At 46.0% G+C, this 22,539-nt stretch carries 16 protein-coding genes; 15 read left to right on the top strand and 1 reads right to left on the bottom strand.

Translation table 11 applies throughout. From position 1 onward, the window contains the following. The first annotated feature begins 81 nt into the window (after positions 1 to 81). From MKY44_RS18380 to MKY44_RS18355, 6 genes are all read left to right on the top strand, one after another. Positions 82 to 1,194 (top strand): Gfo/Idh/MocA family protein, encoded by a 1,113-nt coding sequence (locus MKY44_RS18380; protein ID WP_341008089.1) that lies wholly within the window; start codon positions 82 to 84, stop codon positions 1,192 to 1,194. Between the two features lie 201 nt (positions 1,195 to 1,395). Then, positions 1,396 to 2,364 carry a sugar phosphate isomerase/epimerase family protein gene (locus tag MKY44_RS18375; protein WP_036674961.1) on the top strand — a complete coding sequence of 323 codons (969 nt, stop codon included), beginning with the start codon at positions 1,396 to 1,398 and terminating at the stop codon, positions 2,362 to 2,364. A 24-nt stretch (positions 2,365 to 2,388) separates the two neighbouring features. Further along, positions 2,389 to 3,117, top strand: coding sequence for a ThuA domain-containing protein (locus MKY44_RS18370; protein WP_017687549.1), 729 nt, complete (start codon positions 2,389 to 2,391; stop codon positions 3,115 to 3,117). Between the two features lie 331 nt (positions 3,118 to 3,448). Continuing rightward, positions 3,449 to 3,745: a winged helix-turn-helix transcriptional regulator gene (locus MKY44_RS18365; protein ID WP_074096966.1), complete on the top strand. Its 297-nt coding sequence runs from the start codon at positions 3,449 to 3,451 to the stop codon at positions 3,743 to 3,745. A gap of 191 nt (positions 3,746 to 3,936) precedes the next feature. Next, positions 3,937 to 4,668 carry a hypothetical protein gene (locus MKY44_RS18360; RefSeq protein WP_341008088.1) on the top strand — a complete coding sequence of 244 codons (732 nt, stop codon included), beginning with the start codon at positions 3,937 to 3,939 and terminating at the stop codon, positions 4,666 to 4,668. Between the two features lie 196 nt (positions 4,669 to 4,864). After that, on the top strand, positions 4,865 to 5,578 hold the full coding sequence (locus tag MKY44_RS18355; protein WP_017687552.1) for a hypothetical protein: 714 nt from the start codon (positions 4,865 to 4,867) through the stop codon (positions 5,576 to 5,578). Between the two features lie 87 nt (positions 5,579 to 5,665). Here the strand turns inward: MKY44_RS18355 and MKY44_RS18350 are convergent, their stop codons facing one another. Continuing rightward, a complete protein-coding gene (locus MKY44_RS18350) occupies positions 5,666 to 6,382 on the bottom strand; it encodes a Crp/Fnr family transcriptional regulator (RefSeq protein WP_036614443.1) in 717 nt (238 codons plus the stop codon). Positions 6,383 to 6,812: 430 nt separating this feature from the next. On the opposite strand from MKY44_RS18350, the gene adhE reads away from it, so the two are divergent. From adhE to nagZ, 9 genes are all read left to right on the top strand, one after another. Next, positions 6,813 to 9,425: a bifunctional acetaldehyde-CoA/alcohol dehydrogenase gene (gene adhE / locus MKY44_RS18345; protein ID WP_341008087.1), complete on the top strand. Its 2,613-nt coding sequence runs from the start codon at positions 6,813 to 6,815 to the stop codon at positions 9,423 to 9,425. Positions 9,426 to 10,516: 1,091 nt separating this feature from the next. Beyond that, positions 10,517 to 12,775: a formate C-acetyltransferase gene (gene pflB / locus MKY44_RS18340; RefSeq protein ID WP_341008086.1), complete on the top strand. Its 2,259-nt coding sequence runs from the start codon at positions 10,517 to 10,519 to the stop codon at positions 12,773 to 12,775. 89 nt (positions 12,776 to 12,864) lie between these two features. Continuing rightward, entirely contained in the window at positions 12,865 to 13,617 is a 753-nt protein-coding gene (gene pflA / locus MKY44_RS18335; RefSeq protein ID WP_076250986.1) for a pyruvate formate-lyase-activating protein, read from the top strand. A 412-nt stretch (positions 13,618 to 14,029) separates the two neighbouring features. Next, positions 14,030 to 15,397 (top strand): ABC transporter substrate-binding protein, encoded by a 1,368-nt coding sequence (locus MKY44_RS18330; protein WP_341008085.1) that lies wholly within the window; start codon positions 14,030 to 14,032, stop codon positions 15,395 to 15,397. Between the two features lie 51 nt (positions 15,398 to 15,448). Further along, on the top strand, positions 15,449 to 16,333 hold the full coding sequence (locus MKY44_RS18325; RefSeq protein WP_076250991.1) for a carbohydrate ABC transporter permease: 885 nt from the start codon (positions 15,449 to 15,451) through the stop codon (positions 16,331 to 16,333). Next, entirely contained in the window at positions 16,333 to 17,163 is an 831-nt protein-coding gene (locus tag MKY44_RS18320) for a carbohydrate ABC transporter permease (protein ID WP_341008084.1), read from the top strand. The genes MKY44_RS18325 and MKY44_RS18320 overlap by 1 nt, the downstream gene beginning before the upstream one ends. Before the next feature lie 32 nt (positions 17,164 to 17,195). After that, on the top strand, positions 17,196 to 19,031 hold the full coding sequence (locus MKY44_RS18315; RefSeq protein WP_341008083.1) for a cache domain-containing sensor histidine kinase: 1,836 nt from the start codon (positions 17,196 to 17,198) through the stop codon (positions 19,029 to 19,031). Beyond that, positions 19,028 to 20,659, top strand: a complete 1,632-nt coding sequence (locus tag MKY44_RS18310) for a response regulator transcription factor (protein ID WP_341008082.1) — start codon at positions 19,028 to 19,030, stop codon at positions 20,657 to 20,659. Before MKY44_RS18315 ends, MKY44_RS18310 begins: the two co-directional genes overlap by 4 nt. Positions 20,660 to 20,687: 28 nt before the next feature. Beyond that, the gene (gene nagZ, locus MKY44_RS18305; protein WP_341008081.1) at positions 20,688 to 22,343 is read left to right on the top strand and encodes a beta-N-acetylhexosaminidase; all 1,656 of its coding nucleotides are present in this window, start codon (positions 20,688 to 20,690) and stop codon (positions 22,341 to 22,343) included. Positions 22,344 to 22,539: the final 196 nt, after the last annotated feature.

The raw sequence follows: 22,539 nt of genomic DNA, 5'->3' as shown, positions 1-22,539 counted from the left end.
ACAGGAAACATCCAACAAAACATATGTATCTCAACCATTCAAACGCAGATTTTCACCATGCGTAAGGAGATGAACGTCACAGTGGAGAAAATGAAAGCAGGCATCATCGGGTGTGGTAACATCAGCGCCATCTACTTGGAAAATCTCAAAAACAACCCGGTCATTGAAGTCGTGGCTGTTGCGGATTTGATTCGTGAACGCGCTCAGGAACGGGCAGATGAATTTAATATCGCAAACGTTTACAATGTAGATGAGTTGCTGCAAAATAACGAAATTGAACTTGTGTTGAACCTTACGGTTCCTGGCAGTCACGCCATGACCGATCTGGCTGCACTCGAAGCAGGCAAACATGTGTATGCCGAGAAGCCGCTGGCAATTTCTCTTGAGGATGGTCGCAAGGTTGTTGAGTTGGCTGAGGAAAAGGGATTGTATGTTGGTTCTGCACCGGATACCTTCCTTGGTTCAGGCATACAGACAGCTCGTAAAGCCATTGAGGATGGGCTGATTGGCAAGCCGGTTGCAGCGACTTCATTCTTCATGGGTGGAGGACCAGAAGCTTGGCATCCTAATCCGGAGTTCTTTTATGTTGCAGGTGGCGGACCGATGTTTGATATGGGACCCTACTACCTGACCGCTCTGATTACGCTGCTTGGACCGATTCGCAGAATCAGCGCCTCGGCAGGCATACAGATTGCAGATCGCAAGATTGGCTCTGGGCCAAAGGAAGGTACAGCGCTTCAAGTAGAGACGCCTACCCACTTGGCAGGAACCATTGATTTTGCAGAAGGTGCCATTGCAACCATGATCACCAGTTTTGATATTCGCGGAGCTTCGGATCTGCCACGTATTGAAATCTATGGTACAGAAGGTACGCTTAGTGTACCGGACCCCAATTATTTTAACGGGGAAGTGAAGGTTCGCAGATACGGTCAAGACACTTGGGAGACGGTCAAAGCAGTCTTCGAAAGTGGTCAAAACGAACGAGGCATCGGCGTAACGGAAATGGTTGAATCCATTCGTGCCGGACGGGAACACAAAGCCAGTGGCAAGCTTGCTTATCACGTACTGGAAGCCATGCATTCATTCCAGCGTTCTTCACTTGAAGGCAAGCACATACATCTGGAGAGCAGCTATGATTCTTTTGCAGTAACTCGCACAGTTCAAACTGAGATTGAAACCGTGGAATCCCACTAGTCTGAGTAAAAAGTGTTCAAAGCTTGATGCTCTTGCGAGTGAAGCAGAATAACCAGTATTCTTACGTTCAATTTCAGGATAGAAACACTCTCGATTTTCCACACTAATCAAACAGGCATGTGATCTGAACGGTAATTGTATACAGTTCAATATTCATGAATTCAGCAATCATACGATATCTAATCCAGGGAGGAATCGCACTTGAAACTCGGCGTATTTTTGGTACTATTCGGAGGACGTAAATTGGAGGATGCTCTTGATTATGTAGCATCCAAGGGATTAAAAGCAGTAGAGATCGGAACAGGCGGACATCCAGGCAATGCACATTGTAAGCCAGATGAGTTGTTAAGCAATCCTACAGCATTGAAAAACTTCAAAAATGCAGTGGAATCACGTGGTTTGACGATCAGCGCACTCAGCTGTCACGGTAACCCGCTACATCCGCAAAAGGATATTGCCAAAGGATTCCACGATGATTTTGTTAAAACGGTAGAACTGGCTGAGAAGCTGGAAGTACCTGTAGTGAATACATTCTCCGGTTGTCCGGGAGACCATGAGGATGCCAAATATCCGAACTGGCCTGTTGCACCATGGCCAAATGACTTCCAGGAGATCCTGAAGTGGCAGTGGGAGAACAAAGTGATCCCTTACTGGACAGAGTGGGGTAAATTTGCAGCAGATCGTAACGTAAAAGTTGGATTGGAGCTGCACGGTGGATTCTCCGTTCATACTCCAGCAACCCTTCTGAGATTGCGTGAAGCAGCAGGTGAAGTGATCGGAGCCAATCTGGACCCAAGTCACATGTGGTGGCAAGGTATTGATCCGGTTCAGGCCATTCACATCTTGGGACGTGAAGGAGCCATCCATCACTTCCATGCAAAAGATACAACGATTGATCCGGTAAACGTGAACAAACACGGTGTAACGGATATGCAGGACTATACCAATATGCTGGATCGGGCTTGGCAGTTCCGCTCGGTCGGTTATGGACATGATAACAAGACTTGGGCAGATATTATGAGTGCCTTGCGTCTGGTCGGATATGATTATGTAGTAAGTATTGAGCACGAAGACGGTCTGATGTCGGTTGAAGAAGGATTCTCTAAAGCCGTGCAAAATCTCCAGCAAGTATTGATCGAAGAACCGCTGGGCGATATGTGGTGGGTTTAGAGCTACACTAGGGGGAAATTGAATATGATCAACGTCACCATTTGGAATGAATTTGTCCATGAGAAAATTCACGATGAAGTAAGGGAAGTCTACCCGGATGGTCTGCATCGAGCACTGGCTGACGGACTTGGCGGCGAAGGCTTTGCTATTCGTACAGCTACACTGGATCAGCCTGAACACGGATTAAGTGATGAAGTGCTGAATTCCACAGATGTGCTCATATGGTGGGGACATATGGCACATGATCGCGTAAGCGATGAGATCTCACAGAAGGTCGCGCAGCGAGTGCTGAATGGCATGGGAATGATTGTGCTCCATTCAGGTCATTTCTCCAAACCATTCAAAGCACTGATGGGAACCAGCTGCGATCTGAAATGGCGTGTAGCTGACGAGCAGGAAATTGTATGGTGTGTTAACCCATCTCATCCGATTGCGGATGGCATCGAAGGCAAGATTGTATTGGAAAAAGAAGAGATGTACGGCGAATTCTTCGATATTCCAGTACCGGATGAACTGGTGTTTGTAAGTAACTTCCAGGGTGGGGAAGTATTCCGAAGCGGATGTACGTTCCGGCGTGGTGAAGGTAAAATCTTTTATTTCCGACCAGGTCATGAGACGTATCCGACCTATTACAAACCGGAAATATTAAGAGTGATCAGCAACGCTGTTAAATGGGCATATCCTGCCCGCAGCTTTAAGCCGGAATTTGGCAAGAGTGAACCTGTAAGACCATTTGGTGGCGTGCTGGTTTAATTCACTAACTCAATCGTGTAATGGAAATTATAAGTTTTATTCAAAAAGAACCCTTCTCCGAGTCAATGATGACTGTGGCAGTGGGGTTCTTTTTGGGTAAGATAGTACTATGGGGAAGTTATACGATATTTCCCATGGTTACGACGCAGCGTGTAATGTATACTGGGATGTATGATCCATTTTGGATGATATGCTTCTAAAATTTAAACTTTTTAGTTGCAGGCGTTTTCTTTGAAGCTTAAATATGTTATTATGAAATATACTAACAAAATGTAAGTTGATTTGAGTGATCTCTAAAGAGGTGATTAATGTGGAAGGTCAAGACTTGCGGATGTGTCCGCGTTTTGAGACGGCGTTTTCTTTTTTGGGCAAACGCTGGAATGGTTTAATTATTCAAACGTTGATGAGTGGTTCGAAGCGATTCAAGGATATCTCCAATCTGATCCCGTCCATGAGTGACAAGATGTTGTCCGAACGGATGAAAGATCTGGAGAGTGAAGGTATTCTGGTTCGTCACGTCTATCCCGAGACGCCAGTTCGTATTGAATATGAACTGACGGATAAAGGTAGAGCGCTCCAGCCCGTCATGAATCAAATTCAAGACTGGGCTGAGCAGTGGGTTGACTAACGTATAAGCATCACCCACTTTCGTTGCATGAGTGACATAGACTCCTGATTTCCGTGGAAATCAGGGGTTTTTGTCTTAAGTATTATGTTGATCGGCGTTTTTCTCTTGGGCTATGCACATGTTGTCATGAGTTGTAGTATAATCTATAGAAAATGGCCACAGACGGCCGGAGCGAAGGAGGCCCACTTGTCATGAGAGAAGAAAGCTTATCCCGTGAAGTACGCTACGGCAAAAAAGATATTGCAGAACTTGAGAGCGCATCCATTCAGGTCCATCTAATCTACAAAAAAGCTGCAGAGTTGTTTAAGCGCACAGCATATTCCCGTTCGGTTAAGGATGATCTTGCCGAAGTGAATACGCATTCTGTGAACAGCGATGGTCCGAAATTAGCTCCGGCGGTGCTGCAAAAATGGATTCAAACGTCCAGGGGCTGGAAGTGTATCGGATGTGAGCTGGGACAACCTGATTCAACGATGTCTCAGATGGAAGAAACTATCCATGGTAAGCAATTGGTTCTGGATGTGGGAGAAGGTCGGCTGGTTCAGGCAGAAATGCTGATTCAGGCGGTTGTCTGGTCTCAATATGAGAAGATTCGAATGTTTGCACCATGGCTTGGTGATGAACCATTTTATAGCGTGCAGGAACTGGATGTCATTGCCCGTTATATTGTGCCTACCTATTTCTCGGAACGCCCTTTGCATGAGCAAGGTAAGGTATTCAAGGTCCATCAACAATATGGGCAGATTCCGTTGTATCAGGAGTATGTAGACGCACCTTCATGTTGCGTGCAGGTTGACGGTGGATTGCTTGAAGGGCGATTGCTGACAGGGGTGTACGTATCTGAGGAGCAGTTCTTCGGGCTTAATCCATATCTGAAAGATGGCGATGGAGGACGGACATACATGCAGGCTAGTGTCCAATGATAACGTAACCAATGAGAACATAAAATGATATAGATTGGAGAGCCTGTGTGCAGGCTCTCTTTCTTGTACAAGCCTTATTTGGAGGCGGTACCCTATAAAAGTAACGGCTTTGACACTTTTTTTTGCCGAAAGTTGTGCCATAATAGAGGTTATGGACAACAGGGTGAATGATTTTACGCAGGGTGGTGTTACCTACATGATGAAGAAAATCCCCGGTTACATAGGTGTATGTTTGCTCCTACTGGCGATCTTGGCTGGTTGTAGTGAGACGCAGCCTTCTGAGCAGCCAATTGTCAAAGAGACAGAAACAGCGAATACGATCACAGTGGCTGTAGATGGCAGTACGTTTTTGCCTGATGCAACAAAGTCCATTAAGCGAGATTTTAGTGAGGGTTTGACACTCAAAAAAGCATTACTCAATAGCGGACTGGTTGATTTTACGGCGGATGGCAAACGGATTCAATCCGTGGGTGAAGTTTCTCTGGATTCTTCGCTGAGCTGGGCTGTCAAATTAAATGGCAAGGATATTGAACAGGAAGATTGGGACATGGAGCTTCATGCCAAAGATGAAGTGATCATTTACGTGAAAGCCGCTGACAGTGGGGGGGATGGCGTTGCGTATCAGACAACGTTACTCAAGGTTAGCGGTGGAAACATTATGCCAACCCTTAATCGTCAATATGCCGGCGTCTACGTTCAAGAGTGCACAGTTCGTGATGTGTTGAAGTCCAGCGGCATTGTAAGAATGTCGGAGAACAACAAATTTGTCGTTTCGGTCGAGAATGTCACGCCTCGTATGAATGAGCGGTGGGTCATTATGGTGAATGACAAAGAATTAATGGAAAATGGTCTGGACATGAAATTGAATCCACGTGATGCGGTAAAGCTTGAATTGACCAATGCATCCTAAGTATACCAAGAAGCCCAATCTCTTTTTTAGAGAACTGGGCTTTTTTCATTAAATATATAAGCAAGATCCGATCAGCATAGTCAAATATTAAATACGACAGATCTCGTTCGGGCAAAGCTCACAGTGACAGATTCCTTGCAGCATCTTCAGATCTTTGATGACAATCATGCCATTGTCATATTCAATCCCGTCTTTCTTACGCAGATCGCTTAACATGCGGTTTACACTTTCACGAGTGGCTCCAATCATATTGGACAGATCCGTGTGAGTAATTTTTTTGTGAATAATGACATGCTCTCCATGAGGCTCACCATACGAATTCGACAACCGAATGAGGGTGGAGCAGAGTGCACCCGGTTTGCCATATAACATGAGATCCCGGAATTTGGTCTGTGTCAACCGGTGGTGGATGCCCATCCATTTCATAAAATCGATCGCGAAGTCACAATGCTGGCAGATTAACATTTCCAGATCTTTATGCTCCAGTACACCGATCTCACTATCCTCTAATACTTCCGCTGAGAAGCTGTGTTTAGAGCCAAAGAAGGGATCAGCCTGCCCAATCATATCACCGGATTGATACATGTACATGATCAGTTCCTTGCCTTCATCCGTGGATTTGGTGATCTGGGCACGGCCCCGTTTCATATAATAAAGTTTGTCAGAGATGTCGCCTTCCCAGTACAGATGTGTACCTTCCGGATAGGTTCTATCTTTCATGGTAACCAGCAGATGGTTGAAATTTGCTTCCGAGAAACAGTTAGTATTACCGCGCTTTTCCAGTACAGTTGTTAGTTCTCTCATAAGTCTATCTCCCCTTTATGTCCATCGGACGACCTTCTGTAGTAAGCAGTAGCCTCCGAGGTTCGCCGCAAACCGTTGCCGTCCTGATCAGGGTCATCTCGGCCGGGAAGAAGGACGGTACAAATTGCGGTGGTTCAATTTTTAAGTTCAGTATATACCTAATCTTACCGTTTGAGGGGGAAGGAAAGGGGGCAAAAATGACGAAATTTCAAACATTGTGATAAAATTCACTTTTAATGGAGAGGATGAATTTTACAGCCCTATATTTTAAATAGGAAGTGAAAATGGTCGTATGAAGGACACTACAAAACTTAAATTAAATTTGTTATACTTTGTGAAAAAAATCACATAATTAAGTTTATTGTCATGTTACGATGTGAATGTAAACGAGAGAGACAAACTAATACGAACCTTTAGGAGGATGAGGGAGATGGCTGTAAAGAACGAAGTCGCCCCAGCAAAAGAACCGACAGCAGGTCAGTATATTCAAACGTTAATCGACAAAGCGAATAAAGCACACGCCGCATTCATGAAGATGGACCAGAAGCAGATTGACCGGATTGTGCAAGCGATGGCACTTGCGGGTCTGGATAAACACATGATGCTCGCTAAGATGGCCGTAGAAGAAACAGGCCGCGGAGTGTATGAGGATAAAATCACCAAAAATATATTTGCAACAGAATATGTGTACCACAGCATTAAGTATGACAAAACCGTAGGTGTGATTGAAGATAACGAATATGAGAGCTTCCAGAAAATTGCGGAGCCGGTCGGCATCATCATGGGGATTACACCAGTAACCAATCCAACATCAACCACGATGTTTAAAGCACTGATTTCCATCAAGACCCGTAACCCAATCATCTTTGGTTTCCACCCATCTGCACAGAATTGTAGCCGGGAAGCTGCTAAAATCCTGCTGGAAGCGGCTGTGAAACATGGTGCACCAGCAGATTGCATTCAATGGATTGATGATCCTTCCATGGATCGTACAAACGAACTGATGAATCACAATGATGTGGCTCTCATTCTGGCAACAGGCGGATCAGGTATGGTACGTGCAGCGTACAGCTGTGGTAAACCTGCACTGGGCGTAGGACCGGGTAACGTACCTTGCTTTATCGAGAAAAGCGCGGATATCAATCAGGCAGTGACGGATTTGATCCTGTCCAAATCTTTCGATAACGGCATGATCTGTGCTTCTGAACAAGCGGTCATCATTGAAGAACCGATCTTTGATCAAGTGAAGAAAAAAATGATCGCAAACGGCTGTTACTTTGTTAACAAAGATGAAGCAGCAAAATTGACAGCAGGTGCGATTAATGCCGAGAAATGTGCGGTGAACCCGGCGATTGTTGGTCAATCTGCGGTAAGCATTGCGAAATTGTGCGGTATTGAAGTTCCAGCAGGCACCAAAATTCTCGTGGCCGAGATTGAAGGAGTAGGTACCAAATTCCCATTGTCTGCTGAGAAATTAAGCCCGGTACTGGCTTGTTACAAAGTCAAAACGGCAGCAGAGGGCATTGAGCGTGCAGCAGAAGTGGTTGCTTTTGGCGGCATGGGTCACTCCTCGGTTATTCACTCCACAAATGAAGAAGTGATCGGCAAATTCGCAGATCGTCTGCAAACCGGACGGATTATTGTGAACTCACCATCCACACACGGTGCCATCGGGGATATCTACAACACAAACATGCCGTCATTGACACTGGGATGCGGATCATACGGACGTAACTCGACTTCTTCCAACGTAACCGCTGTGAACTTAATCAATGTGAAAAGGGTGGCTCGCCGTACCGTGAATATGCAATGGTTCAAAGTGCCGAACAAAGTCTACTTCGAAAAAGGGGCAACACAGTATCTTGCCAAAATGCCTGATATCACACGTGTGGCGATTATTACGGATGCCATGATGGTGAAACTTGGATATGTTGAAAAGGTAGAACACTATCTGCGTCAACGCCAAATGCCAGTAGCGATCGAAGTATTCTCCGATGTAGAGCCAGATCCATCCACAACAACGGTAGATCGTGGAACCGAAATGATGCGCCGCTTCCAGCCAGACTGTATTATCGCACTTGGCGGTGGATCACCGATGGATGCTGCGAAAGCCATGTGGTTGTTCTATGAATATCCGGACACGGACTTCAACGATCTGAAACAGAAATTCATGGATATCCGCAAACGGATCTACAAATATCCACGTCTCGGCGTAAAAGCGAAATTTGTAGCGATCCCAACAACATCCGGTACAGGTTCTGAAGTGACATCGTTCGCTGTTATCACAGATAAAAATCAAGGTAACACCAAATATCCATTGGCCGACTATGAGCTAACACCAGACGTAGCGATTGTTGATCCGGAGTTCGTATACTCCCTGCCTAGAACAGCCGTTGCAGATACAGGTATGGACGTCCTGACGCATGCGATTGAAGCTTATGTGTCTGTCATGGCAAATGATTACACGGATGGACTTGCGATCAAAGCAATCCAACTGGTGTTCCAATACCTGGAGCAATCTGCGCTGCAAGGCGATAAACTGGCACGTGAGAAAATGCATAATGCTTCCACAATTGCCGGTATGGCATTTGCCAACGCATTCCTGGGCATTAACCACAGCTTGGCGCACAAATGGGGCGGTCAGTATCACACCGCACACGGACGCACCAATGCAATCCTGATGCCACACGTTATTCGTTACAACGCAAAAAAACCGACCAAATTTGCATCGTTCCCGAAATATTCGCACTTTGTAGCGGATGAGCGGTATGCCGAAATCGCCCGCATTCTGGGATTGCCTGCACGTACGACAGAAGAAGGCGTAACCAGTCTCATCAATGCCATTCGCAAACTGAACAAAACATTGGGCATTGAAGAATCGTTCCAGGAAATCGGATTTGATGCCAAAGATTTTGAAGCACATGTAGGTTATCTGGCAGACCGTGCCTTCGAAGACCAATGTACAACCGCCAATCCGAAGTTGCCACTCGTAACTGAACTGGCTGATGTATACCGCAACGCTTTCTACGGAAAGTTTGAATAACGAATCAAGAACGAAGCGTGCCTTACGGCAAGAAGATCAGGGTTCCCCGAGAGGGGAGCCCCGATTGCCGTCTTTCACACAATAACGAGAGGGCAGAAAAACAGAAGAGCGAGCATCTGTTTTTCAGGGTTTATTCTATGATTTGGTTTGCTCCGAGCATAGAGGAGCAAAGTGTTCTAGAGAGGTTACACGTAATCCGTGATGTGGCTGTTTGAGCCAGATGTTCACACAATAACGGAGAGGGCAGAAAAACAGAAGAGCGAGCATCTGTTTTTCAGGATTTAATCTAAGATTTGATTTGCTCCGAGCATAGAGGAGTAAAGGGTTCTAGAGAGGTTACACGTAATCCGTGACGTGGCTGTTTGAGCCAGATGTTCACACAATAACGGAGAGGGCAGAAAAACAGAAGAGCGAGCATCTGTTTTTCAGGATTTAATCTAAGATTTGATTTGCTCCGAGCATAGAGGAGCAAAAGGGTTCTAGAGAGGTTACACGTAATCCGTGATGTGGCTGTTTGAGCCAGATGTTCACACAATAACGGAGTGGGCAGAAAAACAGAAGAGCGAAGCACCTGTTTTTCAGGATTTAATCTAAGATTTGATTTGCTCCGAGCATAGAGGAGCAAAGGGTTCTAGAGAGGTTACACGTAATCCGTGATGTGGCTGTTTGAGCCAGATGTTCACACAATAACGGAGTGGGCAGAAAAAACTGAAGAAGCGGAGCGTTCGCCTTTATCCCCGGATTTTCCCCTTTGAAATATAAAATTGAAAAAATCCGGGGATAACAGCGATCGGAAGTTGTTCTGCCCGCGCAGTGGCTAAGTGTGAATTTACAGGGGTCAATGGGACACAGCGCAGGTGGAGTGAGTTAGTTCACTGGCTTTGTGACAAAAATCACAGATGATGAAAGCCCCAAGTCGTATACTGAAAATGTAAGAAAAACATTCATCCCGCGGTTCCGGTTCCCAAGTAGAGAGAACATGTTCCGGTTTATGTGAAACAATTCACATTAATCGCGGCTCTGGGCACACAATGCTACGAATGAAGCAAGATGTTATGTGTCCAGAAATCCAAATTAGTGGAGGGATTACGATGTCGGTGATTGAAAAAGATGTCAAACAACAAACAGGCTGGAGAAACTTTACCAAAGGAACATGGACCAAATCCGTAGATGTGAATGATTTTCTGGCACACAACTTGTCTCCGTATTACGGTGACGAAGCATTTCTCGCAGGTGCAACCCAGAATACCAAAGAATTGTGGGAGATCGTATCTGATCTGACCAAAAAAGAACGGGATAACGGCGGTGTCCTTGACGTTGACGTGAACACACCAGGTACTATTATTTCTCACCAACCCGGTTATCTGGATCAAACCAAGGAACAGATTGTCGGCGTTCAGACCGATGCTCCGTTCAAACGTTCCATTCAACCAACAGGCGGAATTCGCATGATGATTGACGCATGTGAGGCATATGGCTTTGAAATGCCACAGGGCGTCATTGATATATTTACAAACATTCGCAAAACACATAACCAGGGTGTATTCGATGCTTATACATCCGACATGCGTGCAGCGCGTAAAGCAGGAATTATTACAGGTCTGCCAGATGCTTACGGCCGTGGCCGGATCATCGGTGACTATCGTCGTGTAGCTTTGTACGGGGTAGACTTCCTAATTCGTAACAAAAAAAGTGAATTGAATGCACTCGAAGTTGATGTCATTGATGAAGATGTCATTCGTTTGCGGGAAGAGTTGTCTGAACAGATTCGTGCATTGCAAGAGTTGAAACAATTGGGCGATATGCACGGGTTCGATATTTCCTTGCCAGCGACAACAGCAAAAGAAGCGTTCCAATGGTTGTACTTCGGTTATCTCGCAGCGATCAAAGAGCAGAACGGTGCTGCGATGTCACTGGGACGTGTATCTTCTTTCCTGGATATCTACATTGAACGTGACCTGCAAGAAGGGATTTTGTCCGAAGAACAGGCTCAGGAATTGGTTGACCATTTTGTAATGAAACTGCGGATTGTCAAATTCCTGCGTACACCGGATTACAACGAACTGTTCAGTGGAGATCCAACATGGGTGACTGAGTCCATCGGTGGTATGTCAGTGAATGGTGAAACACGCGTAACCAAAAACAGCTTCCGTTTCCTGCATACACTGCACAACTTGGGTCCTGCACCAGAACCGAACCTGACTGTTCTCTGGTCCACGAAACTTCCAGAAGCTTTCAAAGATTATTGCAGTAAAGTATCCATCGAAACCAGCTCAATACAGTATGAAAATGATGATCTGATGCGTCCAATCTACGGTGACGATTACGGTATTGCATGCTGTGTGTCGGCTATGAAGATCGGGAAACAAATGCAATTCTTCGGCGCTCGTGCTAACCTGGCAAAAGCTCTCCTGTATGCGATCAACGGTGGTCGTGACGAGAAATCCGGAGCACAAGTTGGACCTGAGTATCCTGCCATCACTAGCGAAGTGTTGGATTACAATGAGGTTATGAAACGCTTCAAACCAATGATGGAGTGGCTCGCGAAGCTGTATATGAACACCCTCAACGTCATTCACTACATGCACGATAAATACAGCTATGAGCGTATCGAAATGGCATTGCATGACCGTGACATTGTACGTACGATGGCTTGTGGTATCGCCGGTCTATCGGTTACAGCAGATTCACTGAGTGCAATCAAATATGCCAAAGTAAAACCAATTCGTAACGAACAAGGCATCGCTGTTGATTTCGAAATCGAAGGAGACTTCCCTTGTTACGGTAACAATGAAGACAGCGTAGACAGCATTGCTGTTGAACTGGTCGAGAACTTCATGGGCATGATTCGCAAACACAAAGCATACCGTAACGCAGTGCCAACGCAATCCGTTCTGACGATCACTTCCAACGTGGTATATGGTAAGAAAACAGGAACTACACCAGACGGTCGTAAAGCAGGTGAACCGTTTGCTCCAGGTGCAAACCCAATGCATGGTCGTGATAAAAAAGGTGCACTGGCATCCCTTGGCTCTGTAGCCAAATTGCCTTATGAACACAGTCTTGACGGGATTTCCAATACCTTCTCTATCGTGCCAAAAGCATTGGGTAAAGAGGAGACTACACGTAAATCCAATCTGACTGCGATGATGGATGGTTACTTCGGTCAAAACGCTCATCACCTGAACGTTAACGTATTTGATCGTCAGCAATTGATTGATGCGATGGATCACCCGGAAAACTATCCGCAACTGACTGTACGGGTATCCGGATATGCGGTTAACTTCATTAAACTGACTCGTGAACAACAGTTGGATGTCATCAACCGTACGTTCCATGGCTCGATGTAATTGATTTGCAAGTAGAAGACCACTAGAGCAAGATATTCCAAATCATATTAAACGCACAGCGGATGCGGATACAGAAAGGAAGAGGCAGCATGGTTAACGGACATATTCATTCACTCGAAACTTTCGGGACGGTTGACGGCCCAGGCATCCGCTTTGTGCTTTTTATGCAAGGATGTCTACTGAAGTGTCAGTATTGCCATAACCCTGATACATGGGCGCTGGATGGTGGAAAAGAAATGACGCTTGAGGAGGTACTGGCTGAAATTGAGCCGTATCTATCCTACTACCGCAGCTCTGGAGGCGGACTCACGATATCTGGGGGAGAACCAACGTTACAGGCCCACTTTGTAGCCGAAATCTTCAAGGAAGTGAAGCGGCGCTGGGGATTGCATACGACACTGGATAGCAACGGATTTAACGAACCGGATCGGATTCACGATCTGCTGGATCATACAGACCTGGTTCTGCTGGACCTCAAGCATATTGATGACGAGAAACATATCAAGTTGACAGGCAAATCCAACGAGAGAACGTTGAAAACGGCCAAGTGGTTATCGGAGCAAGGTCGGAAAATGTGGATACGCCACGTGTATGTTCCTGGCATTCATAACGAGGAAGAGGATTTGCTTAACCTCGGACGGTTTATTGGAACATTAAATGGCGTCGAGAAATTCGAAATTCTTCCATACCATCAGATGGGGATCTACAAATGGGAGGCGCTTGGCAAAGTATATCCACTGGATGGTGTTCCTTCACCAAGTGAAGAAGAAGTGGAGCGGGCGTACCGTCTGATCGAACAAGGTCGCCAGGAAACAGCTGGCGTGGCTTGTTCCGGTAATTAACTACCTTTATATGCAGGATGTATATAATTTGAACTAACTATTTACACGAGAACGAAGAGGACAGAAATAAGCTGAAGAAGCGGAGCGTTCGCCTTTATCCCCAGATTTTCACCTTTGTAAAAGTGGATTAAAAAAAATCGGGGGATAACAGCGATCAGAAGGTTGTTCTGTCATCGGAGTAGCAAGTGTAAATATTCTTGAGTTCAACGTATATACCAACCAAGCAGTCCTTGCGAACATGTTTCACTGGGGCTGTTTTTTTTGCTGTTATCCATTGTAAATGCAAGATTATGGGTCCAGTGAAGGATTTTATCCCTCCATTGATGAATTGTCATCCTTACGATGTAAGCTCCGGCTTTTTATAATCAGAGTGTAAAGCCAAATGCTCAATATCTTGAGGAGGGTCAATCAGATGAAAAAAAGAATGACATTACTACTTTCATTATTGCTTATCACTTCATGGACTTTGGCGGGATGTGCAAGCTCAAGTAACGAGCCACAGCAAGGCGCAGGCAACACACCTGTGGAGGAAACAAGTAAGGAACCGGTTGAAATGCTTCTCCGCCACACACAGGTGGGAGCCGACAAACAGAAAAGACTGGCCATTCTGCAGGATGTTGTGGACAAAGTTGAGGGAGAGGTACCCAATCTGACCTTTACGCTGGATGGCGTCGAATCCGATGTGAATCGTAAGGAAAAGCTTCGCGGAGAGATGGCGGCAGGCAACCCGCCGGATATATTTGAATTGTTCGGTAGCCCGGATTCCAAAGTTTATGCCAAGGAAGGTATGTTGCTTGATCTGACCCCAATCCTGCAAGAGCTGGGCATTCAAGACCAGTTTACATCCCTTGAACCGTTTACGTACGAAGGAAAAGTATATGGACTGCCAATTGGCGGTTCGGGAGAAGGTTTTTTCTATAATAAAGAGTACTTTGAACAAAAAGGATGGAAAGCCCCAACTACCATGGCTGAACTGGACAATATACTGGCCGAGATCAAGGCCGATGGTAAAGTGCCGCTTGCTTCCGCATCTAAGGCAGGCTGGGTACCGCTTATGTTAACCAACCACCTGTGGTCCCGATATGCCGGGCCGGAGATTACCGCAAAGTTTGCAACAGGTGAAGCGAAGTGGACCGATCCGGGTGTTGTGCAAGGTTTTGCCAAACATAAGGAATGGGTGGATAAGGGTTATTTCAAAAAAGGCGAGCTAGGCTTCGAGTATGCCGAATATACCACGCAATTTACAAGCGGAGAAGCGGTGTTAATGTATGACGGAACGTGGAAATCATCTGTATTCAAGGAAGGTCAGAGCGGTGAATCGCTCATTGGCAAGGTTGGATTCTTCAATATGCCTCCGGTAGAGAACGGAGCAGGGGATCAGACGTCTTTGATGCGGGATGTGAACAATGGATACGGATTCTCGGCAGCAGTGGCGGATGACCCGCAGAAGCTGGAAGCAGTGAAAGCTTTTATCAAAAATTTCTACAATGAAGATATGCAGGTCCGTGGCCTTGTGGAAGATGGTGTGTTGCCTGCGATGAAGCTGGATGAGAAAGTGCTGACCGACAGTATTACCGATGATCTGATGAAAGAAATTGTGGCCGTGCTTAATGCGTCCAAGACGTCGTTCCCGGCATTTGATGCACTCGTTCAGGCCGATGTGACGACTGAGATCGGCAATCTGCAGATTCAGAAGTTGATTGGTGGGCAGACCACGCCAGAGAAAATGGCAGAAGAGTTGCAAAAGGTGCAGGAGGAAGCAAACGCTTCCGTGGAATAAATCAATCCAAGTTGAAACTGCGTTCGTTGAAGTGACTGAAGGAGGCTGACCATGAATACTTCACTCCGCAGCCCGTTAATCTATACGTTGTTTGTAATGCCAGCCCTAATTCTGTTTGTAATGTTCTTTCTATACCCTATTGGTAGCTCCCTGTATTACAGTCTGACGAGTTGGAATGGGGTATCGGCTGAGCCACGTTTTGTGGGTTTATCCAATTATGTGAAGGCACTGACCGATGAACGTTTTTGGATTTCCACACGGAATAACGGCTTTTTCATCGGATTTTCGGTACTGATTCAAGTACCCCTGATCGTCCTGTTTTCGCTTCTTATTGCCAATGTGAAAAGACTGAAAGGTCTGTATAAAACAGCTGTTTTTTTACCATCCATTATGTCGACAGCCGTTATCGGTATTTTATGGGGATTCATCTATGAACCGAATATCGGGCTATTAAACAAAATGCTTCATGTGCTGGGCATCGATCCCATCTACTGGTTATCCGATAACCGATTTGCCATGTTGTCCATCTTGGTGACCAATGCCTGGCAGTGGACGGGATTTTACATTGTCATGGTGTTGGCGGCCATACTGGCGATTCCTCGTGATCTGGATGAAGCAGCTGCAATTGATGGGGCAACAGCAGTACAACGTGCAATGCGAATTACGTTGCCGCTGATCCGGCCGATCATTTCAGTAGTGATCATGTTGTCCATCGCAGGTGCCATGAAAGCAGCCGACATCGTGATTGTCATGACCAAAGGTGGGCCCGCCGGGTCCACCGAGGTTCTGGCGACATACATGATCAAATACGCGATTACCAACTTCAAATATGGCTATGGCAATACCATTGCAGTGCTGATCTTTGCTCTGACGCTTGTGCTCACTGCGGTGTATCAACTGCTGGTGGCGAGGCGGAGCGAGAAGGTGGAATATTGATGGCAAAAAGCTTAAAAAGCAGTATACCTCATGTGTTGTTAATGTTGTACTTGATCGCGATTTTGTTTCCCTTTTTATTTGTAATTTTTTCTTCATTTAAGCAGGATAACAATGAAATCGCCCTGAATCCATTCGGTCTGCCTATAACATGGGAGTTTAACAATTACGTGGAGGCTTGGGTGAATGCCAAGATTGGCACGTATTTCTGGAACAGCCTGTACATTTCGGTTTTATCATCGGCGTGTACGATTGTGCTCGGTGCCATGTTTGCTTTTGCCGTAACCCGGATGAGACACCGGAGATGGAGCCTGTTTCTGTACAGCCTGATTCTGGCCGGTATGCTTATTCCCAACAATGCACTTATGCTGCCGATTTATCTGCTTGTACGCAAAATGGGCATATTGGATACACATCTGGCATTGATCGTGCCCTATGTGGCCAATGCGATTCCGTTTACAATTATTATACTGGCGGCTTTTATGCGTTCTCTACCTGGAGAAATTGAGGAAGCGGCGGTCATGGACGGCTTGAGGGCCCCGGGTATCTTTGCTAAAATAGTGATACCTCTTACGGTTCCGGCTATTGTTACCGTTTTTATCGTTAATTTCCTCGGCAACTGGAACGAATTTTTACTCGCCAACTATTTCTTATCCACCGATAAATTGCGTACGCTGCCAGTGGGCATGGTCCAGTTTCGGGATCAATATCAGATGAACTATGCCCAGATGTCGGCAGGTATTGTATACAGCGTTGTACCTGTACTTGTGATCTACGCTATACTCCAAGAGAAAATTATAGAAGGAGTAACTGCAGGTGGTGTCAAAGGTTAATACCATGAACCAGTTGATAGGGAGAACGGGATATGAACTTGCGAATGAAGCTGGCCTTGGCATTTCTGCTGCTGATTATTGTACCGATGTGTGCGCTGGGCATTGGCATGTTTCTGGTCACATCACATACGATTGAGAAAAAATACAATCAACAGGCCGAATATGCGCTTCAGGCCATTAGTTACAATATCGAGAATGTATTTCAGCAGATTAACAATGTGACCGACAACGGGATAGCCACATCGGTTTTTCAAATGGCGTTGAACGCCAAAGATCCGACCAAGCAGGATCTGGGAACCGGTAATCAGTTATCCCTGAATGCCAGCCAGCGCAATTTCCGTTCCCTTCTATATAACTATCCGTTCATCAGTTATGCCTTTTTATATGATTTGCGTTCGTCCGAGAACAACCAGATTGTATCCATTTTCACCAAAGAAAATTTTCAAGCCCTTCCTTTTCAGCAATTCAAAGTGCATCCCTTATTTAACGAAATTCAGCAACTCAATGGCGTGCCCAAATGGCTCGCACCTCTGGAATATCCCGAATTAACCGGGGTAGAGCCTGTCTTCACCCAGATCAGACTGGTCAAAGAACTCAGTTATTTTCAAAATATCGGCGTGCTTGTTGTTCAGATCAAAAAAGGAGAGATCGACCGGATCTTCCGTCACCTGCAAATCAGCGATTCGGCACAGGATACATCATTCCTGTTAATTAATGAAGAAGGGCTGATCGTCTATGATCCTGCAGGTATATATAACGGTGAGAACATGCAAAACCTTGGTGCTGAATCCAGCCGTTACGGTCCTGGCTTTAGTAGCGTCAGAACGGTCTTTGACGGCAAGGAGAGTATCATTTCGCAATATCATCTGAAGAACTATAACTGGAGTCTCGTCAGTGTGACTTCATGGGAAGCCTTATCTGCGGAAACCAATGCCTTTGCCGGTTGGTCTGTCATTATTATTCTGTTATGCCTGCTCGCAGCGATGATCTTTAATCTTTTTTTCATGAATCGCATTACGGGTAACATTGCTGTACTTGTAAGGTTTATGCGTCGTGTGGATGATGGTGATTTTAATGCGAGGGTGGAAGGAAAAGGATTCGATGAAATGCAGCTGCTTGCGCAAGGATTCAATGAACTATTGGATCGGATCGGGGGATTATTCCGTCGTGTTCGGGCAGAGCAAGAGCAGAAGGCCCAAGCGGAACTGCGTGTACTACAGGCCCAGATCAAACCTCATTTTCTGTTTAACACATTGGAGTCCATTAATGGATTAGCGCTACGAGGGGAGGGCCGCAAAGTAAGCGAGATGGTAACCCGACTTGGCAATATGCTTCGTATCAGCATTCAGGATCAGGAGGAGATTCCGTTGGGTGAGGAAATAAGGCATTTGCAGAGTTATCTGGAGATTCAACAGTACAGGTTCAGTGATTTGTTCACCTATGAGCTTGACATCCCACCCCATTTATACAGCTCAATTCTGCTTAAGCTTACCCTCCAGCCTCTGGTGGAAAATAGTATTCAACATGGGTTTGAGGGGATCACCTATGCAGGTGTACTGCGGATAAGCGCATATGCAGAACGGGATCATCTGGTGTTATGTGTTGAGGATAATGGGATCGGTATTCCCCAGGAAATGCTCGCACGATTTGAGTATATGGCAGAAGATCCGCCGGAAGATATGCTCGCGGAAGGGGCGGAATCATTATCATCCATAACGGAACGCAGGGGATTGGGGTTACGAAGTGTAGCAGATCGAATTCGTATTCAATACGGGGCCGGGTATGGCATATTTATATGTTCAGCACCGGGGTATGGCACAGTTATTCGATGCATCATTCCATTATATGAGCAGGAGGAAGCCGGATGAGTCTGACTGCAATGCTGGTTGACGATGAGCTGCCGATTCTGGAGAATCTGAACTACATTTTACCCTGGGAAGAGATGGGGATTGAAATCACAGGTACAGCGAGAAGTGGTTTAGAAGCGCTGGGGAAAGTAACAGAAAGTCATCCAGACATTCTCTTGTGTGATATTCGGATGCCGTCTATGGATGGATTGGAACTTATTCGTTTGCTGCGAGAGCAGGGTGAAACGTGTGAGATTATTTTACTGACCGGCTATCAGCAGTTTGAATATGCTCGAACCGCTATCAAGTATAACGTACATGAATACATATGTAAGCCAATTGATTATTTGAATCTTGAACATAAACTGCGTGAACTTGCCGGGCAGATCCAGAAGAAACGTCTGGCAAACGAATCGGAACGTTATCGCAGCCAAGAGATGGAAAGCTGGATCAGACATAAACAGTTGATTGACCTGTTGCGAGGAGAAGCACCTTTGAAGATTGCCTATCCTGCCTCTGTTCCTGAATTCATAACAACTACTGCACCTTATACGTTGCTGCTGGTGGATGCAGTCGGTTATTTTCGCCATTCTATCGGCTGGTCCGAGCTTCAGCATCAACGATGGCATGAGATCGTAAGTTCCAGACTTAGGGAAGTGGCAGAGAGAATTATAGATGACTGTCAGATTCTTTCGACCCGCAAAGGTGAGTGGTGCATCCTGCTGGAGGCATCGGGGGAGTGGAAACGTCGCTCAGAGGAACTGGCCCATCAACTGTGTCTCGAATTAAATGGGATATTGTCCTTGGATTCAAGTGTGAAGGTTAGGGTTGTTCAGGATGCTGTGCCCGTGAACCTGGAAAGTCAAATTCTGGAGCGATACCGGCATTGTCAAAAAATACTGATGTCCCATTCGGAGAGTGAAGACAAGGTGCTGAAGGCGAGTTGTCCCAAAACCGCCTTATCGTATGATCATACGGCTTCCAAAGGGGCTAACACATGGATTACAAGAGAAGATCTGGAGCTTGTTACTCGGTGGATTCGTCAAGGGAACAAGCAGGGGTTACGTGATGTATTGGACCGGCTTAAACAGCAAATGGGGAATTCAGGACAATCCTTCAGCAAGGTAGATGAAACCAATCTTCGGTTTATGCTTGTGCACATGCTTCGTGAACTGCGGGAAGTGCAGGCCCTCGCTGAAGAGCACGAAGTGAATTTTTGGAATGCACTGCAAGGGGCCGTATCCATGAGGGAACTCCTTGAACTTGCAGAGGTTGTTACCCATGCCTATCAGGGCAAACAAACGCAGCCACGTCCTTCTGTATCGGAACTGATCTTGTCTGCATGTGAGTATATGGATGCACGGCTGCAACAGGACTTGGGAATAGATGAAGTCTCCGATTGGCTTGGAATCAGCCCGGGATACTTCTGCCAGCTATTTAAAACCCAAATGGGTGTTACTTTTGTGGAATATATGACGCAGAAACGGATGGAAAGTGCCGCTTTATTGTTGAGTACAACCGAATGGAGCATTACAGCGATTGGGGAAGCGACAGGGTTCAAGGAGCGCCGTTACTTCTCCAAGGTGTTTCATAAACACTTCCACATGAAACCCTCCGAGTACAGACAGAGTAAACAATCGGGTTCGTAGTAGCAAGGGAAACGGGAGGAGAGGTCGAATGAAACCCTTGAATGATCTGACATTGGAGCAAAAGGTAGGCCAATTGTTGATGTGTGGATTTCACGGTCAGCACGCAGATGAACAGATTACTCGCTTAATCCGTGACTATCATATTGGCGGCGTCATTTATTTCCGGCGGAATGTCGAAAGTATAGATCAATTGACACGGCTGTCCGCCGAACTGCAAGATATGGCTGCTGAAGCGGGGGCCCTACCACTCATGATTTCGGTGGATCAGGAAGGTGGCATGGTTGCACGGATTGATAAAGAGGGAATGACCCAAGTGCCGGGTAATATGGCACTTGGTGCAACAGGCAATCCGGAATATACCCTGGAGTGTGCTCAAATTCTGGGTCGTGAGTTAAAAAACATCGGTATTGATATGAACCTTGCGCCAGTGGTCGACGTGAATAACAACCCGCTTAACCCGGTCATCGGTGTACGATCGTATGGTGAACATGCTGAAAGTGTGGCCGCTCATGGCGTAGCAGCCATCACCGGATATCAATCACAGGGCATAGCTGCTACTGCCAAACATTTTCCGGGACATGGAGATACCGCCGTAGATTCTCATCTTGGTATCGTTACAGTACCTCATGATCGAAACAGGCTGGAACAGATGGAGCTACTACCGTTCCGCCGGGCGATTGAGGCCGGCGTTGATGCTATTATGACAGCTCATGTGATGTTCCCTTCGATTGAGCCCGAGCCCATTCCGGCAACGTTGTCACATAAGGTGTTAACGGGTCTGCTACGTGAGGAAATGGGTTTTGAAGGCATTATTATTACAGACTGTCTTGAAATGCATGCAATATCCAAGCCATATGGTGTAGCTGAAGCTGCGATTCGTGCTGTGGAGGCAGGAGCAGATCTGATTCTGGTGAGTCATACCTTGCAAGATCAGGTTGCTGCGCTGGAAGCCATTGTGGAAGCAGTTCGAACGGGCCGAGTATCGGAAGAGGTTATTCATCAGGCGTTGGAACGCATTATGACATGGAAAAGAAAGCGCTGTGGGCAGCAAAATGATCATCTTGTTTCGCTGAAAGCGAGTGAAACGTTCGAAGGAGCAGATGTTGAACCTGTTAAAAACAATGAATCCATTGAATCCACTGAACCCAGTGATCCCAGTGAATTAAACGAATCGACATTGTTCAAGATTGCATCAAGCAGTATTACCATCGTTCATAATGATGGGCTGCTGCCGTTGGACCCAGAGAAGGACGTGTATGTCATCTGGCCTGAGGTTGTGCAGCGGACAGAGGTGGATGAACCATGGTCCCATACAGAATCGCTGGGTATGGCGTTATCGCAGCTGCGAGGCACAGTTCGTGAGCACAAAATTACTACTCAGCCCACTTATGATGAAGCAGATCGGATATTGGCTGATGTGTCGGAGAGTGAACAAGTTATCGTATGTACGTACACATCGGCAGGTCATCTTCCGAAAGGGCAACAGTATTTGGTTGAAAAGCTTAGTAAGAATCATTCGCTGATTGTCATTGCTCTGCGCAATCCATATGATCTGCTGGAAATTTCGAGGCCGGGAAGTTATGTGTGTACGTATGAGAATACACCTGCAGTTGTTCGGGTACTGTCCCATGTGTTAACCGGTGGACTGCAGCCAACAGGAAGTCTGCCTGTCCGTTTGCGCTAGGCCTATTCAATCCTTACATCTCTCTGCGATATGGTGCTGATTGACCATCTCCTGGAGAGATTTTTTTTTTGGAATTTTCTATTGGTTAATTTTGGGATATGAATGCTAAAAAGATAATTGATAGATAACTATTTTCATAGTATTTTCCTTCTATTAAAAGTTTACAATTCTCCTCTTAACTTTTTAGCAACTTTTC

The organism is Paenibacillus sp. FSL R7-0026 (assembly GCF_038004485.1).
Taxonomy (GTDB): domain Bacteria; phylum Bacillota; class Bacilli; order Paenibacillales; family Paenibacillaceae; genus Paenibacillus; species Paenibacillus xylanexedens_A.
The sequence above is the reverse complement of the archived record's forward strand: the minus strand, read 5'-3'. Positions and strand labels throughout refer to the sequence as shown.